This window comes from Desulfonatronum zhilinae, from assembly GCF_900182865.1.
Lineage (GTDB): Bacteria > Desulfobacterota > Desulfovibrionia > Desulfovibrionales > Desulfonatronaceae > Desulfonatronum > Desulfonatronum lacustre.
This window is the reverse complement of sequence record NZ_FXUJ01000001.1, coordinates 324,447-345,447: the sequence shown is the minus strand read 5'-3', so window position 1 is coordinate 345,447 and position 21,001 is coordinate 324,447. Positions and strand designations below refer to the sequence as shown.

Below are 21,001 nucleotides of genomic sequence, written 5' to 3'. Positions count from 1 at the left end.
ATCCTTTCAAGGAAGCGGGCAACCTGCCAGCCCGTCGGACCGCCCCCCTTGCGCTTGATTTTTGGAACCACTCTTGGCTAGATCACTCCTTCAACGGATTATGATTTCCGGTTTCCGCCCTTTCAACCGCCCTTACAGGAGTCAGCGCCATGCACCTTGGAAAACAGATCAGACTGGAACGAATTCTGAATCGTGAGACTCGGCGGGCCATCATCGTGCCTTTGGATCACGGCGTGACCGTGGGACCGTTGTCGGGCCTGACCGACATGCGCCGGACCCTGAGCCAGATCGCTGGGGGCGGGGCCAACGCCGTGGTCATGCATAAGGGTTTGGTGCGCTGCGGACATCGGGGCAGCGGGCCGGATATCGGGCTGATCATTCATCTCTCGGCCAGCACCTCCCTATCGCCCTTCCCCAACGCCAAGACCCTCGTGGCCTCGGTGGAGGAAGCCCTGCGCCTGGGCGCGGACGGGGTTTCCGTGCACGTCAACCTGGGCGACGAGAATGAGCGGGAAATGCTGGAGGACATGGGTCGGGTCAGCGCTACGGCGGCCTCCTGGGGCATGCCCATGCTGGCCATGATGTACGCCAGGGGGCCGAAGGTTTCCAACGAGTACGACCCGGACGTGGTGGCCCATTGCGCCAGGGTGGGCGTGGAGTTGGGCGCGGATCTGGTCAAGGTGCCGTATACCGGGGACATGGACAGCTTTCAGCGGGTGGTCGAGGCCTGCTGCGTGCCGGTGGTCATTGCCGGCGGCCCGAAGGTGGACAGCGTTCGGGACGTGCTGCGGATGGTCTCCGACTCCATCAGCGCCGGGGGCGCGGGGTTGTCCATGGGCCGAAACATCTTCCAGGCTGAGAATCCGCTGGCCCTGCTCAAGGCCATGCACGGCATCGTCCACGACGATCTGAGCGTGGATCAAGCCATGGAGGTGCTGGCGCGTGACGGCTGATCGCCCGAATTCCGACTTTGAAGCCGAGCCGCTCCGCCCGGACCTCCCAGCCGCGGCGTCCGCCGGCAAGCCCGGGGGCCGAATGCGCAAGGTTTTCCTGTTCTTGTCGATTCTCCTGCTGGTCGTCGTCGGCGCGGCGGCCTGGGATGCGTATCGATTCTTGCATGTTCCGCCGGAGCAGCCGGGGGAAACCCGCCTCGTGGACATCGCTCCGGGCATGTCCATGGCCCGGATCAGCCTGCTCCTGGAGCGGGAAAACATCATTTCCAACGGGCCGAGGTTTCAGCTCTACGCCCGGCTTTTGGGCCTGAGCGCTTCGGTTCAGGCGGGCGAATTCGCCCTGAACACCGGCTGGACGCCCCGCCAGATCCTGGATGCCCTGACCTCCGGCCGGGTCCATCTGCACCGGTTGCGGATCCCCGAGGGCCTGACCTGGTGGCAGACCGGACGGATCGTGGAGGAATCCGGGCTGGCCAGTTTCGAGAGTTTCGCCAAGGCCGCGGCGGACCCGGAGCTGCTGCGCCGGTTCGACATCCCCGCGGACCACGCCGAAGGCTTCCTGTTTCCGGAAACCTATCATCTCCCCCGGCCCCGAAACCAGGACGCCCGGCCCATCGTGGAAATGATGCTGGAAATGTTCCGGCGGGCCACGGATCAACACCTCTGGCCGAAGGGCCGTCCTGCTCCGGAAACGGTGCGGGACCTGGTCATTCTGGCTTCATTGGTGGAAAAGGAAACCGGCTTGGCCGAAGAGCGTGAACGGGTGGCCGGGGTTTTCGCCAACCGCCTGCGCATCGGCATGCGTCTGCAGTGCGATCCCACGACCATCTACGGCCTGGGGCCGGACTTTTCCGGGCCGCTGTTCAGAAGGCACCTGGACGATCCGAACAACCCCTACAACACCTACATGCACGCGGGCCTGCCGCCCGGGCCCATCGCCTCTCCCGGACTGGCCTCGCTCCGGGCCGCGCTCCAGCCCGAGGAACACAACCTGTTCTACTTCGTTTCCAACAACGACGGCTCGCACACCTTCAGCCGCACCCTGGAGGAACACAACCGGGCCGTGCGGCAATTTCGCCGCAGCCAGGGCAGGTAGGCGTCACGACGCAAAAAAAACCGGGCCTGTTGCGAGGCCCGGCTTTTTTACGCTCAACGATGCTTGTCGATGTTCAGAAATAGGACGGCTGGCTCTCGCCCGAACCACCGCTCTGCTTTTCGGCCTTTTTCAGGGCCTGTTCCACCTTGCTCTTCAACTCGGTCAGGTCAACGGACTTGACCACGTAGAAATCCGCGGCAATGGATTTCAGGTCGTGCTGGAAGCTGTCGTAGGCCGTGCAGAGAATGACCGGAATGGATTGATCCTGGCCGCGGATCTCCTGGAGCAGATCCAGCCCGGAACGATTGCCCTCCAGCTTGATGTCCAGGACCACCACCTGGGGCTTTTCCCTGGACAGCACCTCCAGAATGTTCTCCGAGCCGTCCGACGTGACGACGTCGTAATCCTCCAGTTGCAGCTCTTCCTGATACAACAACCGGATGTGGTGCTCATCGTCAACGACGAGAATCTTTCCTTTGGCCATAATGCCCTCCTTGGGATGGGACGCATCCAGCTTTCACGACTTCAGCGATGCAATGCGACGGGGTTGCGGTACGTTCAATGTGTTCTCAATAAGATCATGCTTCGGCCCGGCGGTGCTTGCATTCGAAATTGACGACCGGAGGGGCGGTGCCGGGCGGGAAGAAGACAACGTCCGATCAGTCCGGAAACTACCATAAAAACGTGGTGAACATACACGGAACGGTCACGACACTCAACTGTGGATGTTTGACCGCGGGACAATTTTATTCTGATCGACATTTTGGGCTCAAAATCAAAAGTCTTCCGGCTTGTCGTCACGACGATGCGGTTGAGTTTACGTAGGTTCACGGATAGACAAAGACGAACTTTTTGTCGAGGTGAGAATATGATTCATGTCCGATTGGAACCCCAGGGCCGGGAAATCCGGCTTCCCAAGGCCTGCACGGCGCTGCGGCTGCTGCGTGAACTGGGGCTGGGCGTCAACTCCGCGTTGATCATCCGCGACGGCGAACTGCTCACGCCGGATCGCCGCCTGAACATTGGCGACGAAATCGTCGTCCGGACCGTCACTTCCCGAGGATGACCCCATGAAATGTCGCAAATGCAAAGCCCTGGCGGCCGTGGCCCTGCCCAGCCACAATACCGCGTTCTGTCCCGATTGCTATCCGGATTTCGTCCGCTCCCAGGTGGAGCGGGCCGTACACCGCCACAAGATGATCGCTCCGGGCGACCGGGTGCTGGTGGCGGTCAGCGGGGGCAAGGACTCCCTGGCCCTGACCCTGCTGCTCCACGAACTCGGCCACGACGTGCACGGCCTGCACGTGGATCTGGACATTCCGGGCTCCTCCACGGACGCCCGAACGGCCTGCGAAGGCTTTTTCGCCAAGCTGGGTCTGCCGTTGACGGTCATCGAGCTGCGCCGAGAGGGGCTGGCCATTCCCCTGGTCAAATCCCGGATCAAGCGTCCCATCTGTTCGGTCTGCGGCAAGCTCAAACGCTACTACTTCAACAAGTTCGCCCTGGAAAACGGCTACTCCGTGCTGGCCACGGGTCACAATCTGGACGACGAGGTCAGCCGCCTGTTCGCCAACACCGTACGTTGGGACGCGTCCTATCTCAGCGACCAGGGACCGGTCCTGCAGGCCGCGGACGGCTTTGCCCGCAAGATCAAGCCCATGTACCGGCTGACCGAGTTCGAAATCGCCAATTTCAGCTTCCTGCGCGGCATCGACCACGTCATCGCCGGGTGCCCCTACAGCGGCAAGGCCAGCTTCCCGATCTACAAGGGCCTCTGGTCCGGCCTGGAGGAGCGCATGCCCGGGGCCAAGGTTCAGTTCTACGAGAACTTCCTGCGCGACGGTCGCCCGGTGTTCGCCGCGTGGGCCGAACAAGGGGATGATCCGCTCTCGCCCTGCACCGCTTGCGGCTATCCCACCTCGGCCGAGGTCTGCGGCGTGTGCCGGATCAAGACCATGGTTGCCGCCGAATCTGACACGTCGGGTACCTGAACGGAACGCCATGCGCGCTTCGACCCTGCCCGCCCTCCTGGCCCGAATCCGCTTGCCGGACATGGCCCTGGTCCGGCAACGGCTGGAGAACGAAACCCTGGGCGGCGTCCCCCGTGCCATGGCCGAAGAGGCCGTGCGTATCGGCCTGGAACAGCGTGTCCGGCCCGGACAGAGCGTGGCCATTGCCGTGGGCAGCCGGGGCATCGACCGCCTGGACCAGGTGACCCGGAGCCTGTGCGACCTGTTTCGCGGCCTGGAGGCACGGCCGTTCATCGTTTCGGCCATGGGCAGCCACGGCGGGGCCACGCCCGAGGGCCAGACCCAAGTCCTGGCCGACCTGGGAATCACGGAACAGGCCATGGGCGCGCCGTTGCGCATCGGCCTGAGAACGGTCCACCTGGGCACGATCAACCTGGGCGAAACCAGCCTGGGCATGCCCGTGCTCGTGGACGCCCTGGCCGCCGAGGCGGACCACCTGGTGGTCGTGAACCGGATCAAGCCCCACACCAAGTTCAAGGCCCCGGTGGAGAGCGGGCTGATGAAGATGCTGGCCGTGGGCCTGGGCAATGATGAGGGCGCCCGGTTGCTGCACGGCCTGGCCCCGGCCCACGGAATGTTCGCGCTGATTGATGCCGCGGCCCGGATGATCCTGGAGCGCGGCAATCTGCTCTGCGGGGTGGGACTGGTGGAGAACGGCCTGGGCCGGCTGCATACCCTGCGCCTGCTGCCGCCAGGCGAGATTCCGGAGCAAGAGCCGCGGCTGTTGACCCTGGCCAAGCGTCTGGCCCCCAAGCTGCCCTTTGACGAACTGGACGTGCTCGTGGTGGACGAAATCGGCAAGGACATCAGCGGCACGGGCATGGACACCAACGTCACCGGCCGCAACCGGGACATCCTGGGCGACTTCACCACCACGCCGCGCATCAAGCGTATTTTCGTGCGGGATCTGAGCCCCGGCACCGCGGGCAACGCCCTGGGCATCGGGTTCGCGGACGTGACAACGGACCGGGTGGCCCGGGCCATGGATTCCGAGAAGACCGTGATCAACGCCCTGACCGGCCTGAGCCCGGAAAAGGCCGCCCTGCCCCTGCACCTGCCCACGGACCGCCTGGCCCTGGCCGCGACCATCCACACCCTGGGGGAGATATCCTCGGAAAAACTGCGCATGGTCCGCATCCGGAACACCAAGCACCTGGAACGCCTGCTCGTCTCCCCGGCCCTGCTCGACGACCCACCAGCCGACCTGGAAATTCTGCGCTCCCCCCTGCCCATGGACTTCATCGGGGACGACCTCGCCCCGTTTCCCAAGCCGAGCGAGTGAATGACCATTTGGAGCGTACTCCGAAAAGGAGGCCTCAAGGATGGAAGAGTGAGAGCAATGTGCCTGCAACTGAATAAAAAGGCCCGGCCTCCGCGAAAAACGCGGAGGTCGGGCCTTACGGTTTCCAAAGCAAAGCAATCTGCAACAGCTACATGAACGCCTCGCAGCTGCCGGGCAGGGGGAAGCCGCTGTGGAGGCAGATGGACTCGCGGGAGGCTTCCCGGATGTCGTAGGCGACCATTTCCGTGACCATCTGCGCAAAGCTGATCTCCGGGGTCCAGCCCAGTTTTTCCCGGGATTTGGTCGGATCGCCCAGCAGGCTTTCCACTTCCGTGGGCCGGAAGTAGCGGGGGTCCACGGACACCAGGACATCGCCCTCGGCAAAGGCGACCTGTTTGCCGATGCGTTCCAGGCAGGCTTGAATCACCGGGGAGGGCTCGTATTTGGCGACGATGCCCTTTTCGTTCAGACCCTCGCCTTCCCAGCGCAGCTCAATGCCCACTTCCCGGAAGGCCAGTTGGCAGAACTCCCGCACCGAATGCTGCTCGCCAGTGGCGATGACGAAGTCTTCGGGCTGGTCCTGCTGAAGGATCAGCCACTGGGCGCGGACGAAGTCCTTGGCATGGCCCCAGTCCCGCAACGCGCCGAGGTTGCCGAGAAACAGGTCCTTTTCCAGGCCCAGGGCGATCCGGGCCGCGGCCCGGGTGATCTTGCGGGTGACGAAGGTTTCGCCGCGCACCGGGGATTCGTGGTTGAAGAGGATCCCGTTGCAGCCGAAAATGTTGTAGGCCTCGCGGTAGTTCACCGTGATCCAGAAAGCGTAGAGCTTGGCCACGGCGTAGGGTGATCGGGGATAGAACGGGGTGGTCTCGCGCTGGGGCACTTCCTGGACCTTACCGTAAAGTTCCGAGGTGGAGGCCTGGTAGAACCGGGTCTTGTCCGTCAGGCCAAGGAGCCGGATCGCCTCCAGCATCCGCAGGGTGCCCAGGGCGTCGGCGTTGGCCGTGTATTCCGGGCTTTCGAAGGAGACCTTGACGTGACTCTGGGCCGCCAGATTGTAAACCTCGTCCGGCTGGACCTCCTGAATGATCCGGGTCAGGTTGGTGGCGTCGGTCAGGTCTCCGTAATGCATAAGAAACCGGACGTTCTCCTCGTGAGGGTCGCGGTAGAGGTGGTCCACCCGCTGGGTGTTGAACAGCGAGGAGCGGCGTTTGATGCCATGGACCTCGTAGCCCTTTTCCAGCAGGAACTCCGCCAGATAGGCCCCGTCTTGACCGGTTATGCCGGTGATCAGTGCTTTTTTCATCGTGCTGTGTTCTCCTTATCGTGATGTCGCCCGAGGACTTGGATGAATCGGGACGGCTTTCCGGTCCATAGCGGATTGAGGATTGCAGGGCAACTTTGAATGGTTTAGGGAATCCGGAGACGTGTATCCGCCGCCCGCACCGTATTTTCACCTGCCGACCTTCAACCCCGCTCCCTCCATGCCTGAAATCCACGCCCAACGCCGCGACAAGCTGCGTGAAAAGCTCAAGACTGCCGGACTGCCGGCCCTGCTGATTTCCAGCCCGGCCAACCGGTTCTACCTCAGCGGCTTCGAACTCCACGACCCGCAATGCAACGAAAGCGCGGGCATGCTGGTGATCGCCGCCAGCGGCGAGGATTGGCTGCTCACGGACCCGCGCTATGAAATCGTCGCCAACAAGGTCTGGCCCAAGGAACGGTTGTTCATCTACACCAGCCCCAAAATCAAGCAGATCCGTGAATTCCTGGCCGGTCTGGGCCACCGGCCCCTGGGGTTCGAGGCCAGGGCCCTGAGCGTTGATCTTCACGGGGAGTTGGCCGAAGAAGTGACCTTCATCCCGACCACGAACATGGTGGAGCCCTTGCGGCAGATCAAGGACGCCGGGGAAATCGCCCTGCTGGAGGCGTCTTGCCGACTCAACCACGAGGTCTTCGCCCTGGTTCCCGACCTGCTGCGTCCAGGACGCACGGAACGGGAAATCGCCTGGGACATGGAAAAACTGTTCCGGGAGCGCGGGGCCAGTGAACTGGCCTTTCCGACCATCGTGGGCGTGGACGCCAACGCGGCTCAACCCCACGCCGTGCCCAACGACACCCCGGTCCGGGACGGCTGCCTGGTGCTGGTGGACGCCGGGGCTCGGCTGGGGAATTACTGCTCGGACCAGACCCGGACCTTCTGGGTGGGGGAGCGGCCCTCGGACGCCTTCAAACGAACCATGAACCTGGTCCGCGAGGCCCAGGACCGGGCCATCGCCGCCATCCGTCCAGGCGTACCGGTGTGCAACGTCTATCAACTGGTCAAGGATTTCTTTCGGGACCACTTCGTGGATGAGCGCTTCAACCACGGCCTGGGCCACGGCATCGGCCTGGAAACCCACGAAGGCCCAAGCTTGAGCCCCCACGACACCAAGACCATCCTGGCCCCGGGCATGGTGGTCACCGTGGAACCCGGCCTGTACTACCCGGACTGGGGCGGCATCCGCTGGGAGTACATGATCCTGGTCACCGAGGACGGATGCCGGGTTTTGTAGCACTCCATGAGGCGCCATGGAGTTCAAAGCGCATCCCATGGAGCGCCGGCGCCAATCGGAATCGAAATCGGAATCGAAATCGTAATCGATTTCCGGTAACTTTTCGATTTCGATCACGATTTCGATAGCGATTTCGACACCGATCCAGAGTGCCTGCGGCTCGTGTTTATCGGTAAACCATAAACCATATTCCCACGAATACCCCATGACCCGACACCATCCGCGTTTCCCATTTCTCCTTTTCGGCCGACGATTGCTTCCGCTCATTCTGATCCCCGTGTTCCTGTCCGCCTGCCTGGCCGGAGGGGCGGATTCGGACGAAAACCTTGACGTCAAGGTCGGGCAGATGCTGCTGATCGGCTTTCGCGGCCTGGAGGTGGATGAAAACAGCCCCATTGTCCGGGACATCCGGGCCGGGCGCGTCGGCGGAGTGATCATCTTCGATTACGATGTGGCCCTGCGCAGCCCGGTGCGCAACGTGGCCTCGCCGGAGCAGCTCGAAAAACTGGTGGCGGATTTGCACGCCGCAAGCCCCGGAACGCCCCTGTTCGTGGCCATTGACCAGGAAGGCGGGCGGGTCAACCGGCTCAAGGAGCGGTACGGCTTTCCGCCCACGGTCTCCCAGGGTTGGTTGGGCGAGCAAAACGACCCGCGTCTGACGGCCGAATACGCCGGACGGACCGCGAAGACGCTGTCCGGGCTGGGCATCAACGTCAACCTGGCTCCGGTGGTGGATATAAACGTGAATCCGGACAATCCGGTGATCGGCAAGCTGGAACGCAGCTTTTCCGCGGACCCGCATACGGTGGCGGTTCACGCCGCCGCGGTGATCGCCGCCCATCAGACCGAAGGCGTGCTCACGGCCCTGAAGCACTTTCCGGGCCACGGCAGCTCCACCACGGACTCGCACCTGGGCTTCACCGACGTGACCCGGACCTGGTCCGAGAAGGAACTGGAGCCGTACCGGGAAATCCTGCGCACCACCGGAGCGGACATGATCATGACCGCCCATGTGTTCAACGCCCACCTCGACCCGGACTGGCCCGCGACCCTCTGCCCGCCCACCATGCAGGGTCTGCTCCGCGACCAGATGGGCTATCAGGGCGTGATCATTTCCGACGACATGCAGATGCAGGCCATCACCGACCACTACGACCTGGAAACCGCCCTGGAACAGACCATTCGGGCCGGGGCGGACATGATCATTTTCGGCAACAACCTGGTCTACGACGAAAACATCGCCCAAAAGGCCGGCGAGATCATCCTGAACCTGGTCCGGGAAGGCCGGGTGCCGGAGTGGCGCATCCACCAGTCCTACACCCGGATCATGCATCTCAAATCGCGCCTCGCGGCCAGGGGAAAGATGGAGTGCAGGCTCTGCGACGCCTATTGAGCCCGGTCGCGCAACCTTTTGACCCCACGTCCGTGGATTGACCATCAGCACGCAAAAAAACCATGAGAATCAATGTCGGCATCTCCGAGATGCGCGTGACCAAACAACCTGGAGTGATTCTCGTCACGCACTCCCTGGGCTCCTGCATGGGGCTGGCGGCTTACGACCCGGTCTTCAAGGTCGCCGGGCTGATTCACTGCCTGCTGCCGAAACCCTCGGGCAGTAAAAAGGCCCTGGAAAATCCGGCCATGTGCGTCAGCACCGGGGTTCCGGCCATGATCCGGGAGATGTATACCATGGGTGCCCAGCGCCAGAATCTGGTCCTGAAGGCCGCCGGATGCAGCCGGATGATGAACGTGCTCAACCAATTCAACACCGGGCTGCGCAACCAGGAGACCTTGCTGGCCCTGCTGGAGCACAACGGTCTGAAGCTCGCGGCCGGTGAAATGGGCGGGAGCGTCCCCAGGACCATGTATCTGCTTGCGGATACCGGCCGGGTCCTGATCCGGTCCAAACGCGAGGAACGCGAACTATGATCAAGCGCAAGATCATTCTCTCTCAAATCACCCGGGTACCGGTGCTTTCCAGTGCCGTACAGGAAGGCATGCGCCTGCTGCGCGACCCCCAGGTGGACATGGGCAACCTGGCCAAGGTCTTGCAGCATGATCCAGGGATTACCGCCAACATCCTGCGGCTGGCCAACACCCCGTATTTCGGCTCCATGAGCCGGGTGAACAATCTTCGCGACGCCGTGGTCCGCCTCGGCGCGAAACGGGTTTCCCAGCTCCTGCTCACCGTGGCCGTCACTCCCAGGATCAGCGGGGAATTGGAAGGTTACGATCAAGCTCCCTGCACCCTTCTGGAACAATCCCTGGCCATTGCCGTGGCCTCGGAACTCACCGCCGCCGAATTGGGCATCGACGCTCCGTCGCACACCTTCACCGCCGGACTTTTGGCCAACATCGGCAAGATCGTGCTGAGTCAGTTTTTGGACAACGAATACGAGCAGGTCAACGCACTGGTGGAGCGCGAAAACGTCTCCTTCGAGGAAGCCGAACGCCGCGTTCTGGGAGCGGACCACGCGGAAATCGGGGCCGAACTGCTGGCCTCCTGGAACCTGCCCGAGGAGATCGTGCGCGTGGTCCGCCATTTTCGAAACCCCGAATCCTGCGCTGAGCGGGACGTTGCGCTGGATCTCGTCCACATTGGTTCCGCGGCCGCCGCCATGACCGGCATCGGCCAGGGGCTGGACGGCATGCAGTATCCCGTTTCCGAAGCCGTGGTTGAACGCCTGGGGTTGACGGAGGAGCAGGTCCAGGAGGTGACGGTCAAACTCCTGGAGCACGTTGCCAAACTCAAGGAAGTTTTGCCGAAGTGCGAGAAGGAGATTTGATTTCCCGTCGCCGCTTTCTGGGCGGAGCCGTGACCGTTGCCGCTTCCCTGCCTTTCTCCGCCATGGCCGGGGGCCGGTCCGGAGAAACGCCTTGGAGCGGCTTGACCGTCGGCCTGGCCCTCGGCTCCGGCGGGGCCAACGGCCTGGCCCATATTCCCATGCTCGAAGTCTTCGACGACTTGGGCGTCGTCCCCAAGATGATCGCCGGGACCAGCATCGGAGCCGTGATCGGGGCCCTTTACGCCTCCGGCCTTTCCGGAGCGGACCTGCGTCGGCTGGCCTTGGACTTCGCCTCCGAGGACAGACACATCATGAGTACCCTGATCCGGGGCAGCGCGGGGTTGAGCCTGTTGGACCTGATCCGCCCCGATCTGGACAACGGAGGGCTGTTGGACAGTCAGGGGTTTCTCGATTTTCTGCGCGAAAAGGTCCGCGTTTCCACCTTCGAGGAGCTGGCCATCCCCCTGATGGTCGTGGCGGCGGACTACTGGAAGCGGGAACAGGTTGTCCTGGGCCAGGGGCCGCTGATCCCGGCGATCAAGGCCAGCATGGCCGTTCCCGGCCTGTTCGCCCCAGTGGAGCTGGATGGACGCCTGCTGGTGGACGGCGGCACGGTGAACCCGTTGCCCTTTGACCTGCTCCACGACCGGTGCGACCTGGTCGTGGCCGTGGACGTTTCCGGCGGGGCGGCGGGACCGACGGAACCGGCGGAACCGGCGGAACCGGCGGAACCGGCCGAGGACAAGCCCGACGTGCTGGACTCCCTGTTCAACACCTTTGAAATCATGCAGCGGGCCATCACCGCGGAAAAGCTGAAAAACCGTGAGCCTCACATCTTCATTCGCCCGGAAACATCCGGGGTTCGTCTGCTGCACTTCCACAAGGCTGAGCAGATTTTCACGCAATCCGAACCTGCCGCCGAAGCACTGAGAGCCGCCCTGCGCGAGCACCTTTCAGGCGAACCGGGTTCGTGAGGGTGCCTGTTTTTTTCAGTCAGGGGCCGCAGAAGCCGGATGTCCCGATTGGATGACAAACACGGCGATATGTGATTGGAAACAAGGCCGCTGACCGCGAGGCGCGCGGCGGCTCTTTTGTTTACGTCGTCACGAAAGAAGAGGAGCAAGCCATGTTGGCTATTTTGGATTACGAGGCGGGGAACCAGACCAGCGTCCGCAGGGCCCTGGACTTCCTGGGCATCCCCTGCGCGATCACCGCGGAACCAGGCGCGTTGCTGCAAGCGGACGGGGTGATTTTCCCCGGGGTGGGCGCGGCTGGACAGGCCATGACCGAACTCGGCGACAAGGGGCTGGACGCCGTGCTCAAGGAAGTGGTCCGCACGGGCAAGCCGCTTCTGGGCATCTGCGTGGGCTGTCAGATTCTGCTGGACTACAGCCAGGAAAACGATACCAAAACCCTGTCCATCCTGCCCGGGGAGTGCCGTCGGTTCGACCCGACCTGGAAGGACGAGGACGGACGGAACCTGATCATCCCGCACATGGGCTGGAACGGTCTGCGTCGCAAACAGGACTGCGTCCTGCTGCACAATGTCCCCGACGAGGCGGAATTCTATTTCGTGCACAGCTACTTCCCCGTGCCGTCGCCGGAGTTGGTCCTGGCCACGACCTTCTACGGGCAAGAGTTTGCCTCGCTTTTCGGTCGGCCCGGACTCTGGGCCACCCAGTTCCATCCGGAAAAGAGCGGTCGGCCCGGCCTGACCCTGCTCGCCAACTTTCATGCCTACTGCAAGGAGGCGGCCCATGCTCAGTAAGCGAATCATTCCCTGCCTGGACGTTCGGGACGGGCGGCTGACCAAGGGCGTAAAGTTCAAGGGCAACGTGGATATCGGCGACCCGGTGGATATGGCCAAGTTCTACTCCGACGAAGGGGCGGACGAACTGGTTTTCTACGACATCACGGCGTCCAGCGAGGGCCGCGGCATCATGCTCCGGGTGGTGGAGGAAGTGGCCTCCAAGACGTTCATTCCCTTTTCAGTGGGCGGCGGCATCCGCAACGTCGCGGACATGCGGGCCGTGCTCCTGGCTGGCGCGGAGAAGATCTCCGTCAATTCCGCGGCGGTGCGCACTCCGGAGATCATCTCCCAGGGCGCGACGGCCTTTGGCTCGCAGTGCGTGGTGGTGGGCATGGACGTGCTCAAGGTGGCCGTCACCCCGGAGATCCCTTCCGGTTACGAGGTGGTGATCCACGGCGGGCGGACGCCCACGGGGATGGACGCCCTGGCCTGGGCCAAGCGGGTCCAGGAACTGGGCGCGGGAGAAATCTGCCTCAACTCCATCGACGCCGATGGGACCAAGGAAGGATATGAACTGACCCTGACCCGGCTGATTGCCGAGTCCGTGTCCATCCCGGTGATCGCCTCCGGCGGAGCGGGCAAACCCGAGCACATGGCCGACGCCTTGACCCAGGGCCTGGCCTCCGCCGCCCTGATCGCATCCATCGTGCACTACGGCGAATATACGATCCGGGGCATCAAAGACATCCTGGCATACCAGGGGATCAAAGTCCGCCAGGTTTGGTGAAAGCACGCCCCGGCTGTTTAAAAAAAAGCGTATCTACTCAGCACATTTTGTATCCGCTCTTGCTCCGACAATCGGGGTCGGTATCGGAGTCGGAATCGGAACAGGAAGAATTTGAACGCTTCCCAGCGTTTTCGATTCCGATCCCGATACCGACGCCGACCCCGGCAACAGCATTACTCTGTGCTGAGTCGTTACAAAAAAGCCGCCAAAAACAAAAAAGCTCAAACCCGAAGCGCTGTTCATCAAGCGCCAGGGTTTGAGCTTTTATTTTGTGGCATGCGGTCAGCGAAGATTTTTTACCGACCCGCTCGCCATGCTGAAAGAGCTTTATCCGGCAGTCCGTTCAAAAAAACCAAGTGCACGGAGCAAAAAAAAAGCTCAAGACCGAAGCGTATTTGTCATACGCGAGGGTTTGAGCTCTTTGCGGCGACGCCACAATTGGGTGTTTTTCAACGGACTGCTAGTCGAGATCGTCGTCCGGTATGGCGTCATAGGTCCCGCCCCGGCCTCCGGCCTTGTGGATCAGGCGGCAGGGGCCGATGACGATGTCCTTCTGTACGGCCTTGCACATGTCGTAAATGGTCATGGCGGCCATCTGCACGGCCATCAAGGCCTCCATCTCGGCCCCGGTGCGGTCCGTGCAACGGATTTCCGAGTCGATCACGATCCGTTGCCGCTGGACGTCCACGGCGAATCGCAAATCCACGTAGGACAGATTCAGGCTGTGGCACAAGGGAATCAATTCCGCGGTCTTCTTGGCCGCCATGATCCCGGCGATTTTGGCCGTGGCCAGGACGTCGCCCTTGGGCAGGGCCTTGGCCATAAGCAGATCCAGGGTCTTGGCGGAAAGCACCACCTCGCCCCTGGCCATGGCCAGGCGCTGGGTCTGCTCCTTGGTTCCCACGTCGACCATGGTCAGTTCGCCGTCTTCGGTCAGATGCGAAAATTTGTCGTCCATCGCCGTTATCCTTTGACCGCGTCTTTGGCCTTATTAAAAAACCGTTTGACCTTCTTCATGGGGCGATCCTCCTCCAGGCGGGCGAACTCCCGAAGCAGTTCCTCCTGCTTGCCGGTCAGCTTGGTGGGGGTCTTGACCTGAACCTCCACCAGCAGATCCCCGCGCTGGGTGCTGCCCAGGTGGGGCAGGCCCATGCCTGAAATCTGAAAAATATGCCCGCTCTGGGTGCCCTTGGAAACATCCATGGGCACCGGCTCATCCAGGGTGGGCACCTCGATGCGCGCTCCCAGGGCCGCGTCCACGAAGCTGATTTCCTTCTTGACCACCAGATTCTGCCCCTGACGCCGGAAGACCTTGTCTTCCTCCACATGGACGACCACGTACAGATCGCCCGGCGGTCCGCCGTGCAGACCCGGTTCGCCCTCGCCGCGCAGCCGCAGGCGGCTGCCGTTGTCCACCCCGGCGGGGATCCGGACCTTCAGTTCCCTGGTTTTACGGGCAATCCCCCGTCCATGGCAGGCCCGGCAAGGAGAGGTGATGATTTCGCCCTGGCCCTGACAAACCGGGCAAGTCACGGCCAGACGGAAAAAACCCTGATTCTGGATCATCTGCCCCTGACCGCCGCAATGCTTGCACGTCTCGGCCCGGGTGCCCGGTGCCGCGCCGGTGCCTTCGCAGTCACCGCAGACTTCATTGCGCGGGATCTGGAGTTCGACCTCCGTTCCCTTGGCCGCGTCGCGAAACGCCAAGCTTAAATTATACCGCAAGTCCGCGCCGGCCTGAGGGCGTGGACCTCGGGAGCCGAATCCGAAAAATTCGCCGAAAATATCGCTGAACGTGGAAAAAATATCCTCGTTGCTCCGAAAGCCCTGGAAACCGGAGTTGTTCAGACCTTCGTGGCCGAAGCGGTCATAGTGGGCGCGCTTCTGCGGATCGCGCAGCACTTCGTAGGCTTCCGCGGCCTCCTTGAATCGGACTTCGGCTTGCGGATCATCCGGGTTGCGGTCCGGATGGTATTTCATGGCCAGACGACGATAGGCCTTCTTGACTTCGTCTTCCGAAGCGTCACGGGCCACGCCGAGAACGTCGTAAAAATCCTTGCGACCGGCCATGATTACTTCGTCAGGCCGACGATGCCGGCTTCCTTAATGTCCTCGGCGGGCAGCACCTTGCCCGCGGCAATTTCACGCAACGCGGTGACGATGTCCTTGTTGTCGCTCTCCACAAGCGGATGATACCCCTTGCGGTATTGCTGGACCCGCTTGATGGCCATCTGCACCACGAGAAATCGATTGTCCACCTGCTGCAAGCAGTCTTCCACGGTAATTCTGGCCATACGTCCTCCCCCCGGTAGTAAGCTGTGTACGCCGGTCTTTGAATTCGCAAAACTTTACTTTTTACCAATAAATAAATCCGGCGTCAACGTCCGGCAACACGACCAACCAGCGCCCGCGTCTCACTCCCCATCCTTCAGATACATCTCCCGCAGGGCGACCTTGTTGGTCTTGCCCACGCTGGTCTTGGCAATGGCCTCCACCAAACGGACCTTGACCAGCACGGCCTCCTTGGGCAGCACGCCCTTGTCCACGAAGCTCTTGACGTGATGGCCGATCCCTTTTTCCGGCGGCGTGGCTCCCTGCTTGGGCACCACCAGGGCCAGGGGCGTTTCTCCCCAGCGCAGGTCCGGCTTGCCGATCACCGCGGCTTCGGCCACGTCCGAGTGACGCAGGATGATGTCCTCCAGTTCCAGGGAGCTGAGCCATTCTCCGCCGACCTTGATCACGTCTTTGGTCCGATCCGTGATGCGCAGGCTGCCCGAGGCGTCGCGGCAGGCCACATCCCCGGTGTTCATCCAACCGTCGGTCCACAGCTTTTCCGAATTGCGGTCATCCTTGAGGTAGGAACGGGTCAGCCACGGTGCCCGCACTTGCAGGGCTCCGGGCGTTTTATCGTCGTCGGGCGCTTCCCGGTCGGCGTCGTCGACGCGGCGTAGCCGGACCAGGGGCAGGGGGCGTCCGGTGCGGGTGCGCAAGGCGATCTGGCTTTCCTGGTCTTGGAGCAGCTCGGCGTCGGACAGGTGGGTCAGCGTCAGGATGGGGCAGGATTCGGACATGCCGTACCCCGTGAAAACGTCCACGCCCCGGTCCAGGGCGGCCTTGCACACGGCCTTGGGCAAGGCCGCCCCGCCGACGACCACCTTCCAGCCCGACAGGTCGTAGCTCGCGCACTTGGGATCGGAAAGCAGCATGTGCAGGATGGTCGGCACGCAGTGGCTGAAGGTGACCTTTTCCGTGCTGATCAGCCGGGCCAGGACCTCGGGAATATACCTGCCCGGATAGACCTGCTTCACCCCGAGCAGGGTCGCCATGTAGGGGATGCCCCAGGCGTGGACGTGGAACATGGGCGTGATGGGCATGTACACGTCTTCGCGGTGGAAACGGCCCTGGGTGGCGTTGGAACTCAGGGCGGTCAGTCCGGCCAAAGTGTGCAGAACCAGTTGTCGATGGCTGAAGAAGACGCCCTTGGGCAGCCCCGTGGTGCCGGTGGTGTAGAAGGTGGTGGCCCGGGTGTCTTCGTCCAAATCCGGGAAGTCGGCCAGCGGTTCGGCGGCGGCCAACAGGGCCTCGTACTCGCCGGACAAGGGCAAGGATGTCCGGGGGGATGCGTCGGTGTCCGTGAGCAGAATATACTCGCGCACGGTGTCCAGCCGCCCTTTGATCTGCTCCAGCAGGGGCAGGAAGTCGGCGTTGACCAGAATGACGTCGTCCTCGGCGTGCCCGATGGTGAAGACCATCTGCTCCGGGGAAAGGCGGATGTTGATGGTGTGCAGCACCGCGCCGATCATCGGCACGGCGTAGTAGCACTCCAGGTAGCGATGGCTGTCGTAGTCCATGACGGCCACGGTGTCCCCGGCCTTCACCCCCCGGGCCAAAAGCATCCCCGCCAACCGGGCCACCCGCTCGCGAAACTGGGCGTAGCTGAAACGCAGGGTTTCGCCGTAGACGATCTCCTGATCCGGGTGATCCTGAAGGGGGGCCTGAAAGAGATTCTTGATCAGCAGTTGCTGTAATGGATGCATGCTTCTTCCTTGGGGTTTTGGGGTTGATTGTTATCAGGGCGCTGACACTGACCCATGACGCGCTCGGTATGCTTGCGTTTTCATGACATTGATGAAATATGGAACTAATCAGAATGATTAAGCATTGCAATCAATTGCCCGCACAGTTGCCATTCATGCTGAATGACAAGATATTCACAATAATATCAGGATGTAACTGCGTATTGACAAAGCCCTTATCCACAGTCCGCCCAAAAACCCCAAGTGCTGGAAGCAAAAAAAAAGCTCAATATTGAAGAGTAGTTATTCATGCGGAGAGATTTGAACTTTTTCCAGCGACGAAGCAATTGGGAGTTTTCAACGGACTGGTAAACTCACTCCGAAAGAGTTCTTATGCGTCAAACAGTCCTGACTCTGACCGCGGCAAGCAGCGGGGAAGCGACGGCCATGGCCGTGGCCGACTTCCACTGCCCTCCGGAAAGTGTCGCAATTACCGTACTCGAGGACGGTCGATTCAGGGCTGAGCTGTTGGATCATGATGCTGATATTCAGGTTGAAATCTCACCGGATAAAATGAAGGCCACCATCGTCGGCTCCATCCCGGCAAAGGGCAAGGGGAGCCCCCTGAACCTGGAAAGTCTGCTGAAAAAACTGACCGAGGCCGGGGTACGCGTTTCCCCGGACCCGGATGTTGCCGCGCGGGTGGTTGAACAACTCTTTATTGGAACTGAAGTTGCCGGGACGGTCATTGCCAAGGGGATTCTTGCCCGGCCGGCCAAGGACGCATCCATCACTCCCCTGGGGGACTGGGATTTCCCGGCTTTCCCCGGGGACGCCATTGCCGCATACGTCCCCGCGCAGCCCAGCGAAGCTGGTCTCCTGGTAACCGGAGAACAGGTCTCTCCTCCCGCAAGCGCCAGAGGGCCGGACATTGAAATTGCCCAGGACGCCGGTTGCAGCCTGGATCGGGACGCTTCCATGGTCATTGCCGAGCAGTATGGGTTGCCAAACATCGAAGACCACAGGGTCAGCGTCCAATCGCTGCTTTCCTTTGTTGACAAGAACATGGCCATCAAGGCCACGATTTACCACCGCACCTTCAAGGACGAGCCGACAGGGCCCCATCTTTTCCAGCACGCTTTGCAACGGATGCAGGTCAAGGCCCCGCTTCAGGAAGAATCCGTGAGCAGGGCCGCGGCCAAGGCCAAGGAGCGTGGAGCGCCGGTGGAAAACGTCATCCTCTGTTGGGGCAAGCTCCCCAAAGACGGCGTTGACGGAAGCTTCGAACCGACCATGCTTTCCACCCCCGACGCCCTGGGTCTGGAAACCGCCGACGGCAGGATCGACTTCCGTGCACGGGGCGTCGTTCGTGCCGTGAACGAGGGCGACATTCTGGGCCGACTGATCTCCTCGCAACCCGGAGAGCCGGGTATCGACGTGTTCGGAAAACCCGTCTCCGCCAAACAGGGGCGCCCGTTCACCCTGTTGGCCGGAGAAAACGTTCGCTGCTCCGAAGAAGGCAGCGAATACTCCGCCACGGCCTCGGGGATGGTCTTTTTTCAGGGCAACACGCTCAAGGTCACGGAAGTCTTCGAAACCAAGAGCGACGTCAACCTGGAAGTGGGCAACATCAAGTTGGAACGGGGTTCGGTCAACATCCGCGGTTCCGTGTTGTCCGGCTTTTGCGTGGAAGCGCCGGGCAACGTGGTGGTCAAGGATGTGGTCGAGAACGCCGTGATTATTGCCGGCGGCGAGGTTCAGGTGGGGTGCGGCATTATCATGGACCAGGGAGGGAAGGTGGAGGCCGGGGGCGGCATATCCGCGCTGTATGCCCAAAACGCGGTGCTCCTGGCCCAAGGTGACGTGAACATCGCCCACGAGATCAACAATTGCAAAGTTACCGCCAAACGAAACATCATCGCCACCAGAGGAAGAGGCAAGATCATCGGCGGCATTCTCCGGTGCGGAGAAGGAGTCCTGGCCAAGGAAATCGGCTCGCCCGCGGGAGTGGAGACCCAGATTTATCTGGGGGCGAACCGCGTGACGGAAGTCAACATGGAGCGCAAAAAGGAACTGGAGGAGACTCTGCAAAAAATCTACACTTCCCTGGGCTCCGGAGACATCAAAAGCATCCTGGAAAGAGCTCCGTCACACAAACGCCAAATCGTGGCCGAGGTGCTCAAGGCCAGGGTGCGTTGTGAACAGGAGCTTTCTGAGATCGAACAACAAATCCGCGAGGAGCGGGAGAATTTCCGGACAGATATGAACCTGCGGGTCAAGGCGCAGAATATTATCCACCCGGATGTCGTCATCCTCTGCTTCACGGCGAGCTACAAGGTCACCACCCCTCTGGCCGGCCCCACCATCTCCTATGATTCTCAGCAGAATCGACTTGTTCTTGCATAGCAGCAGAGTGGAATGCGTACTTGCGCCCTCGTCACGACGATCATACCCACTGACTGCTCACAAAGTCCGGTCCGTTGCCTGGGGAAGAGGTGACTTCTCAAACTTGTGGCAAGCATGACCGGCATTCCTTTTCAGACTGTTCCTGCGTCTTCAAGGGATGGGCGAATGAAAAGCTGGTTCCCGCCCCTTCCCTGGAAGTAAAGAAAACCCTGCCCCCCAGAACCGTCTCCCCGAACAGTTTCATCGAATACGTTCCAATGCCCCTGCCGGATTGATTTTTCGTGCTGAAACTGCGCTGAAAGATGCGCAAGGCGACTTCCGGAGGAATCACCGCCGCGTTCCAGACGGAAAACACGACGGCCTCGGCTTGCTGCCCCAGCGACACGCTCACCTCGCCCCCTTCCTCGGTCGCCTCCAGAGCATTGACGATCATGTTCAGCAATATCCGGTACAGCGCCGCGCCGTCGGTTCTGAGCAGAATCCGCGGCAGGGTTTCGGGAAATCGCAGCACCCTGTCCCGAGCCGCCTCATGGCTCTGGAAGAAGCCGCGCAACTCGGCAAAGAGTCGCCCAAGATCGCACTCCGCCCACCTCGGGACATAGGAGCAGGCCCCGGATTCGAACAGCGCCTTTTGCAGGGCGATCTCCCCGGCCAGTCGGACCGATGATTGATGGATGATTTCGCTGAGCGGGGACGGGCTTTTCATCCGCAGCAGTTCCCCGGACTGGACGAGCATGGTCAGCATGTTGCTGACGTCGTGAAAAAACGTCCTGGTAAGCGCGGCCTGCTGTTCCTGGACCGTGACGTCCTGAAGAAAGAGCAGAATGTACACCTTGGAATTGATGCGGATCGGGTTGGCCCGGACCTGGAGCAGCAATTGGACCGGCTCCCCCCCTTTTTGAGCCGCCAAGGCGCACTTCCTCTCAATGGGGATTTCCTGCTCCAGACAGGCGACAATGGCGATCGCCGCGCCGCAGGAGGAGCAGTACCTGCCGGTTCCGCAGCCGCCGGGACCGTCGTCGGCATGCAGGCAGTCCAGCGCCTCACCGGGGCGCAGGCCAAGGGCCGTCTCCGGATCATCGATGCCCAGCAGCTTGAGAAAAGCGGAGTTGATGGAGACGATCTGGCGGTGGCTGTTGAGTATCGCAATCAGGCCGCCGATATTCGTCAACAACCCGGTCATCACCGGGTTGTTGCTGACGATCTCAATATCCAGCCGCAGTTCATCGCCCCCCGCCCGCCCAGGGGCGGCGAAATACGTTTCCTCATCATTTATGATTTTCTTCTCGATCATCATGATTGCCTTGGATATCACTGCAAGTGGTCCGACATTTTCCGGC

20 protein-coding genes are annotated in these 21,001 nt (G+C 61.7%); 13 read left to right on the top strand and 7 right to left on the bottom strand.

The genetic code is table 11. The features are described from left to right. Positions 1-149: 149 nt before the first annotated feature. Together AC559A_RS01560 and mltG are read left to right on the top strand one after the other, a co-directional pair. Positions 150-953, top strand: coding sequence for a 2-amino-3,7-dideoxy-D-threo-hept-6-ulosonate synthase (locus AC559A_RS01560; protein ID WP_498815811.1), 804 nt, complete (start codon positions 150-152; stop codon positions 951-953). Then, positions 943-2,049 (top strand): endolytic transglycosylase MltG, encoded by a 1,107-nt coding sequence (gene mltG / locus AC559A_RS01555; RefSeq protein WP_498815810.1) that lies wholly within the window; start codon positions 943-945, stop codon positions 2,047-2,049. Before AC559A_RS01560 ends, mltG begins: the two co-directional genes overlap by 11 nt. A 73-nt stretch (positions 2,050-2,122) precedes the next feature. Here mltG and AC559A_RS01550 read toward each other — a convergent pair whose 3' ends face one another. Next, positions 2,123-2,533: a response regulator gene (locus AC559A_RS01550; RefSeq protein WP_028573093.1), complete on the bottom strand. Its 411-nt coding sequence runs from the start codon at positions 2,531-2,533 to the stop codon at positions 2,123-2,125. Positions 2,534-2,917: 384 nt separating this feature from the next. Here AC559A_RS01550 and AC559A_RS01545 point away from each other — a divergent pair, with 384 nt between their 5' ends. Genes AC559A_RS01545 through AC559A_RS01535 form a run of 3 tightly spaced genes read left to right on the top strand, consistent with a single transcriptional unit; the run spans position 2,918 to position 5,361 of the window. Next, positions 2,918-3,115, top strand: coding sequence for a hypothetical protein (locus AC559A_RS01545; protein WP_028573092.1), 198 nt, complete (start codon positions 2,918-2,920; stop codon positions 3,113-3,115). 4 nt (positions 3,116-3,119) lie between these two features. Further along, positions 3,120-4,040, top strand: a complete 921-nt coding sequence (locus AC559A_RS01540) for a PP-loop family protein (protein ID WP_498815808.1) — start codon at positions 3,120-3,122, stop codon at positions 4,038-4,040. A 10-nt stretch (positions 4,041-4,050) separates the two neighbouring features. Beyond that, positions 4,051-5,361 (top strand): nickel pincer cofactor-dependent isomerase, group 22, encoded by a 1,311-nt coding sequence (locus tag AC559A_RS01535; RefSeq protein WP_498815806.1) that lies wholly within the window; start codon positions 4,051-4,053, stop codon positions 5,359-5,361. 148 nt (positions 5,362-5,509) lie between these two features. Here AC559A_RS01535 and gmd read toward each other — a convergent pair whose 3' ends face one another. Then, positions 5,510-6,667, bottom strand: coding sequence for a GDP-mannose 4,6-dehydratase (gene gmd / locus AC559A_RS01530; protein ID WP_028573088.1), 1,158 nt, complete (start codon positions 6,665-6,667; stop codon positions 5,510-5,512). 82 nt (positions 6,668-6,749) lie between these two features. On the opposite strand from gmd, the gene AC559A_RS01525 reads away from it, so the two are divergent. From AC559A_RS01525 to hisF, 7 genes are all read left to right on the top strand, one after another. Beyond that, on the top strand, positions 6,750-7,916 hold the full coding sequence (locus AC559A_RS01525; protein ID WP_498815803.1) for a M24 family metallopeptidase: 1,167 nt from the start codon (positions 6,750-6,752) through the stop codon (positions 7,914-7,916). Positions 7,917-8,121: 205 nt separating this feature from the next. Continuing rightward, positions 8,122-9,309, top strand: a complete 1,188-nt coding sequence (locus AC559A_RS01520; protein ID WP_498815802.1) for a glycoside hydrolase family 3 protein — start codon at positions 8,122-8,124, stop codon at positions 9,307-9,309. 62 nt (positions 9,310-9,371) lie between these two features. Continuing rightward, on the top strand, positions 9,372-9,845 hold the full coding sequence (locus tag AC559A_RS01515) for a chemotaxis protein CheD (protein WP_498815800.1): 474 nt from the start codon (positions 9,372-9,374) through the stop codon (positions 9,843-9,845). Next, entirely contained in the window at positions 9,842-10,702 is an 861-nt protein-coding gene (locus AC559A_RS01510) for an HDOD domain-containing protein (RefSeq protein WP_498815799.1), read from the top strand. The genes AC559A_RS01515 and AC559A_RS01510 overlap by 4 nt, the downstream gene beginning before the upstream one ends. Then, complete coding sequence (locus AC559A_RS01505) at positions 10,684-11,676, top strand: patatin-like phospholipase family protein (RefSeq protein ID WP_498815797.1); 993 nt, start codon at positions 10,684-10,686, stop codon at positions 11,674-11,676. The genes AC559A_RS01510 and AC559A_RS01505 overlap by 19 nt, the downstream gene beginning before the upstream one ends. 152 nt (positions 11,677-11,828) lie before the next feature. After that, entirely contained in the window at positions 11,829-12,470 is a 642-nt protein-coding gene (gene hisH, locus AC559A_RS01500) for an imidazole glycerol phosphate synthase subunit HisH (RefSeq protein WP_498815795.1), read from the top strand. Next, positions 12,460-13,239, top strand: coding sequence for an imidazole glycerol phosphate synthase subunit HisF (hisF, locus tag AC559A_RS01495; protein WP_498815793.1), 780 nt, complete (start codon positions 12,460-12,462; stop codon positions 13,237-13,239). Before hisH ends, hisF begins: the two co-directional genes overlap by 11 nt. Positions 13,240-13,699: 460 nt before the next feature. Here hisF and moaC read toward each other — a convergent pair whose 3' ends face one another. The 4 genes from moaC to AC559A_RS01475 form a co-directional block, all read right to left on the bottom strand. Next, on the bottom strand, positions 13,700-14,197 hold the full coding sequence (moaC, locus tag AC559A_RS01490) for a cyclic pyranopterin monophosphate synthase MoaC (protein ID WP_028573081.1): 498 nt from the start codon (positions 14,195-14,197) through the stop codon (positions 13,700-13,702). Positions 14,198-14,202: 5 nt separating this feature from the next. Next, the gene (dnaJ, locus tag AC559A_RS01485) at positions 14,203-15,309 is read right to left on the bottom strand and encodes a molecular chaperone DnaJ (RefSeq protein ID WP_498815791.1); all 1,107 of its coding nucleotides are present in this window, start codon (positions 15,307-15,309) and stop codon (positions 14,203-14,205) included. Between the two features lie 2 nt (positions 15,310-15,311). Then, the gene (gene rpoZ / locus AC559A_RS01480) at positions 15,312-15,533 is read right to left on the bottom strand and encodes a DNA-directed RNA polymerase subunit omega (RefSeq protein ID WP_028573079.1); all 222 of its coding nucleotides are present in this window, start codon (positions 15,531-15,533) and stop codon (positions 15,312-15,314) included. 120 nt (positions 15,534-15,653) lie between these two features. Then, a complete protein-coding gene (locus tag AC559A_RS01475) occupies positions 15,654-17,276 on the bottom strand; it encodes a fatty acid--CoA ligase (protein WP_498815790.1) in 1,623 nt (540 codons plus the stop codon). A gap of 372 nt (positions 17,277-17,648) precedes the next feature. Between AC559A_RS01475 and AC559A_RS01470 the strand changes: the two genes are divergently transcribed. Continuing rightward, positions 17,649-19,661 (top strand): FapA family protein, encoded by a 2,013-nt coding sequence (locus tag AC559A_RS01470; protein WP_498815788.1) that lies wholly within the window; start codon positions 17,649-17,651, stop codon positions 19,659-19,661. 97 nt (positions 19,662-19,758) lie between these two features. Here AC559A_RS01470 and AC559A_RS01465 read toward each other — a convergent pair whose 3' ends face one another. Beyond that, complete coding sequence (locus AC559A_RS01465; RefSeq protein ID WP_498815786.1) at positions 19,759-20,958, bottom strand: sensor histidine kinase; 1,200 nt, start codon at positions 20,956-20,958, stop codon at positions 19,759-19,761. Positions 20,959-21,001: the final 43 nt, after the last annotated feature.

Bases quoted from the DNA above. Each gene is read 5' to 3' on its own strand.
- AC559A_RS01560 (WP_498815811.1), top strand. From the start codon at position 150: ATGCACCTTGGAAAACAGATCAGACTGGAACGAATTCTGAATCGTGAG.
- AC559A_RS01550 (WP_028573093.1), bottom strand. From the start codon at position 2,533: ATGGCCAAAGGAAAGATTCTCGTCGTTGACGATGAGCACCACATCCGG.
- AC559A_RS01545 (WP_028573092.1), top strand. From the start codon at position 2,918: ATGATTCATGTCCGATTGGAACCCCAGGGCCGGGAAATCCGGCTTCCC.
- AC559A_RS01540 (WP_498815808.1), top strand. From the start codon at position 3,120: ATGAAATGTCGCAAATGCAAAGCCCTGGCGGCCGTGGCCCTGCCCAGC.
- AC559A_RS01535 (WP_498815806.1), top strand. From the start codon at position 4,051: ATGCGCGCTTCGACCCTGCCCGCCCTCCTGGCCCGAATCCGCTTGCCG.
- gmd (WP_028573088.1), bottom strand. From the start codon at position 6,667: ATGAAAAAAGCACTGATCACCGGCATAACCGGTCAAGACGGGGCCTAT.
- AC559A_RS01520 (WP_498815802.1), top strand. From the start codon at position 8,122: ATGACCCGACACCATCCGCGTTTCCCATTTCTCCTTTTCGGCCGACGA.
- AC559A_RS01515 (WP_498815800.1), top strand. From the start codon at position 9,372: ATGAGAATCAATGTCGGCATCTCCGAGATGCGCGTGACCAAACAACCT.
- AC559A_RS01510 (WP_498815799.1), top strand. From the start codon at position 9,842: ATGATCAAGCGCAAGATCATTCTCTCTCAAATCACCCGGGTACCGGTG.
- hisH (WP_498815795.1), top strand. From the start codon at position 11,829: ATGTTGGCTATTTTGGATTACGAGGCGGGGAACCAGACCAGCGTCCGC.
- hisF (WP_498815793.1), top strand. From the start codon at position 12,460: ATGCTCAGTAAGCGAATCATTCCCTGCCTGGACGTTCGGGACGGGCGG.
- moaC (WP_028573081.1), bottom strand. From the start codon at position 14,197: ATGGACGACAAATTTTCGCATCTGACCGAAGACGGCGAACTGACCATG.
- dnaJ (WP_498815791.1), bottom strand. From the start codon at position 15,309: ATGGCCGGTCGCAAGGATTTTTACGACGTTCTCGGCGTGGCCCGTGAC.
- rpoZ (WP_028573079.1), bottom strand. From the start codon at position 15,533: ATGGCCAGAATTACCGTGGAAGACTGCTTGCAGCAGGTGGACAATCGA.
- AC559A_RS01475 (WP_498815790.1), bottom strand. From the start codon at position 17,276: ATGCATCCATTACAGCAACTGCTGATCAAGAATCTCTTTCAGGCCCCC.
- AC559A_RS01470 (WP_498815788.1), top strand. From the start codon at position 17,649: ATGCGTCAAACAGTCCTGACTCTGACCGCGGCAAGCAGCGGGGAAGCG.
- AC559A_RS01465 (WP_498815786.1), bottom strand. From the start codon at position 20,958: ATGATGATCGAGAAGAAAATCATAAATGATGAGGAAACGTATTTCGCC.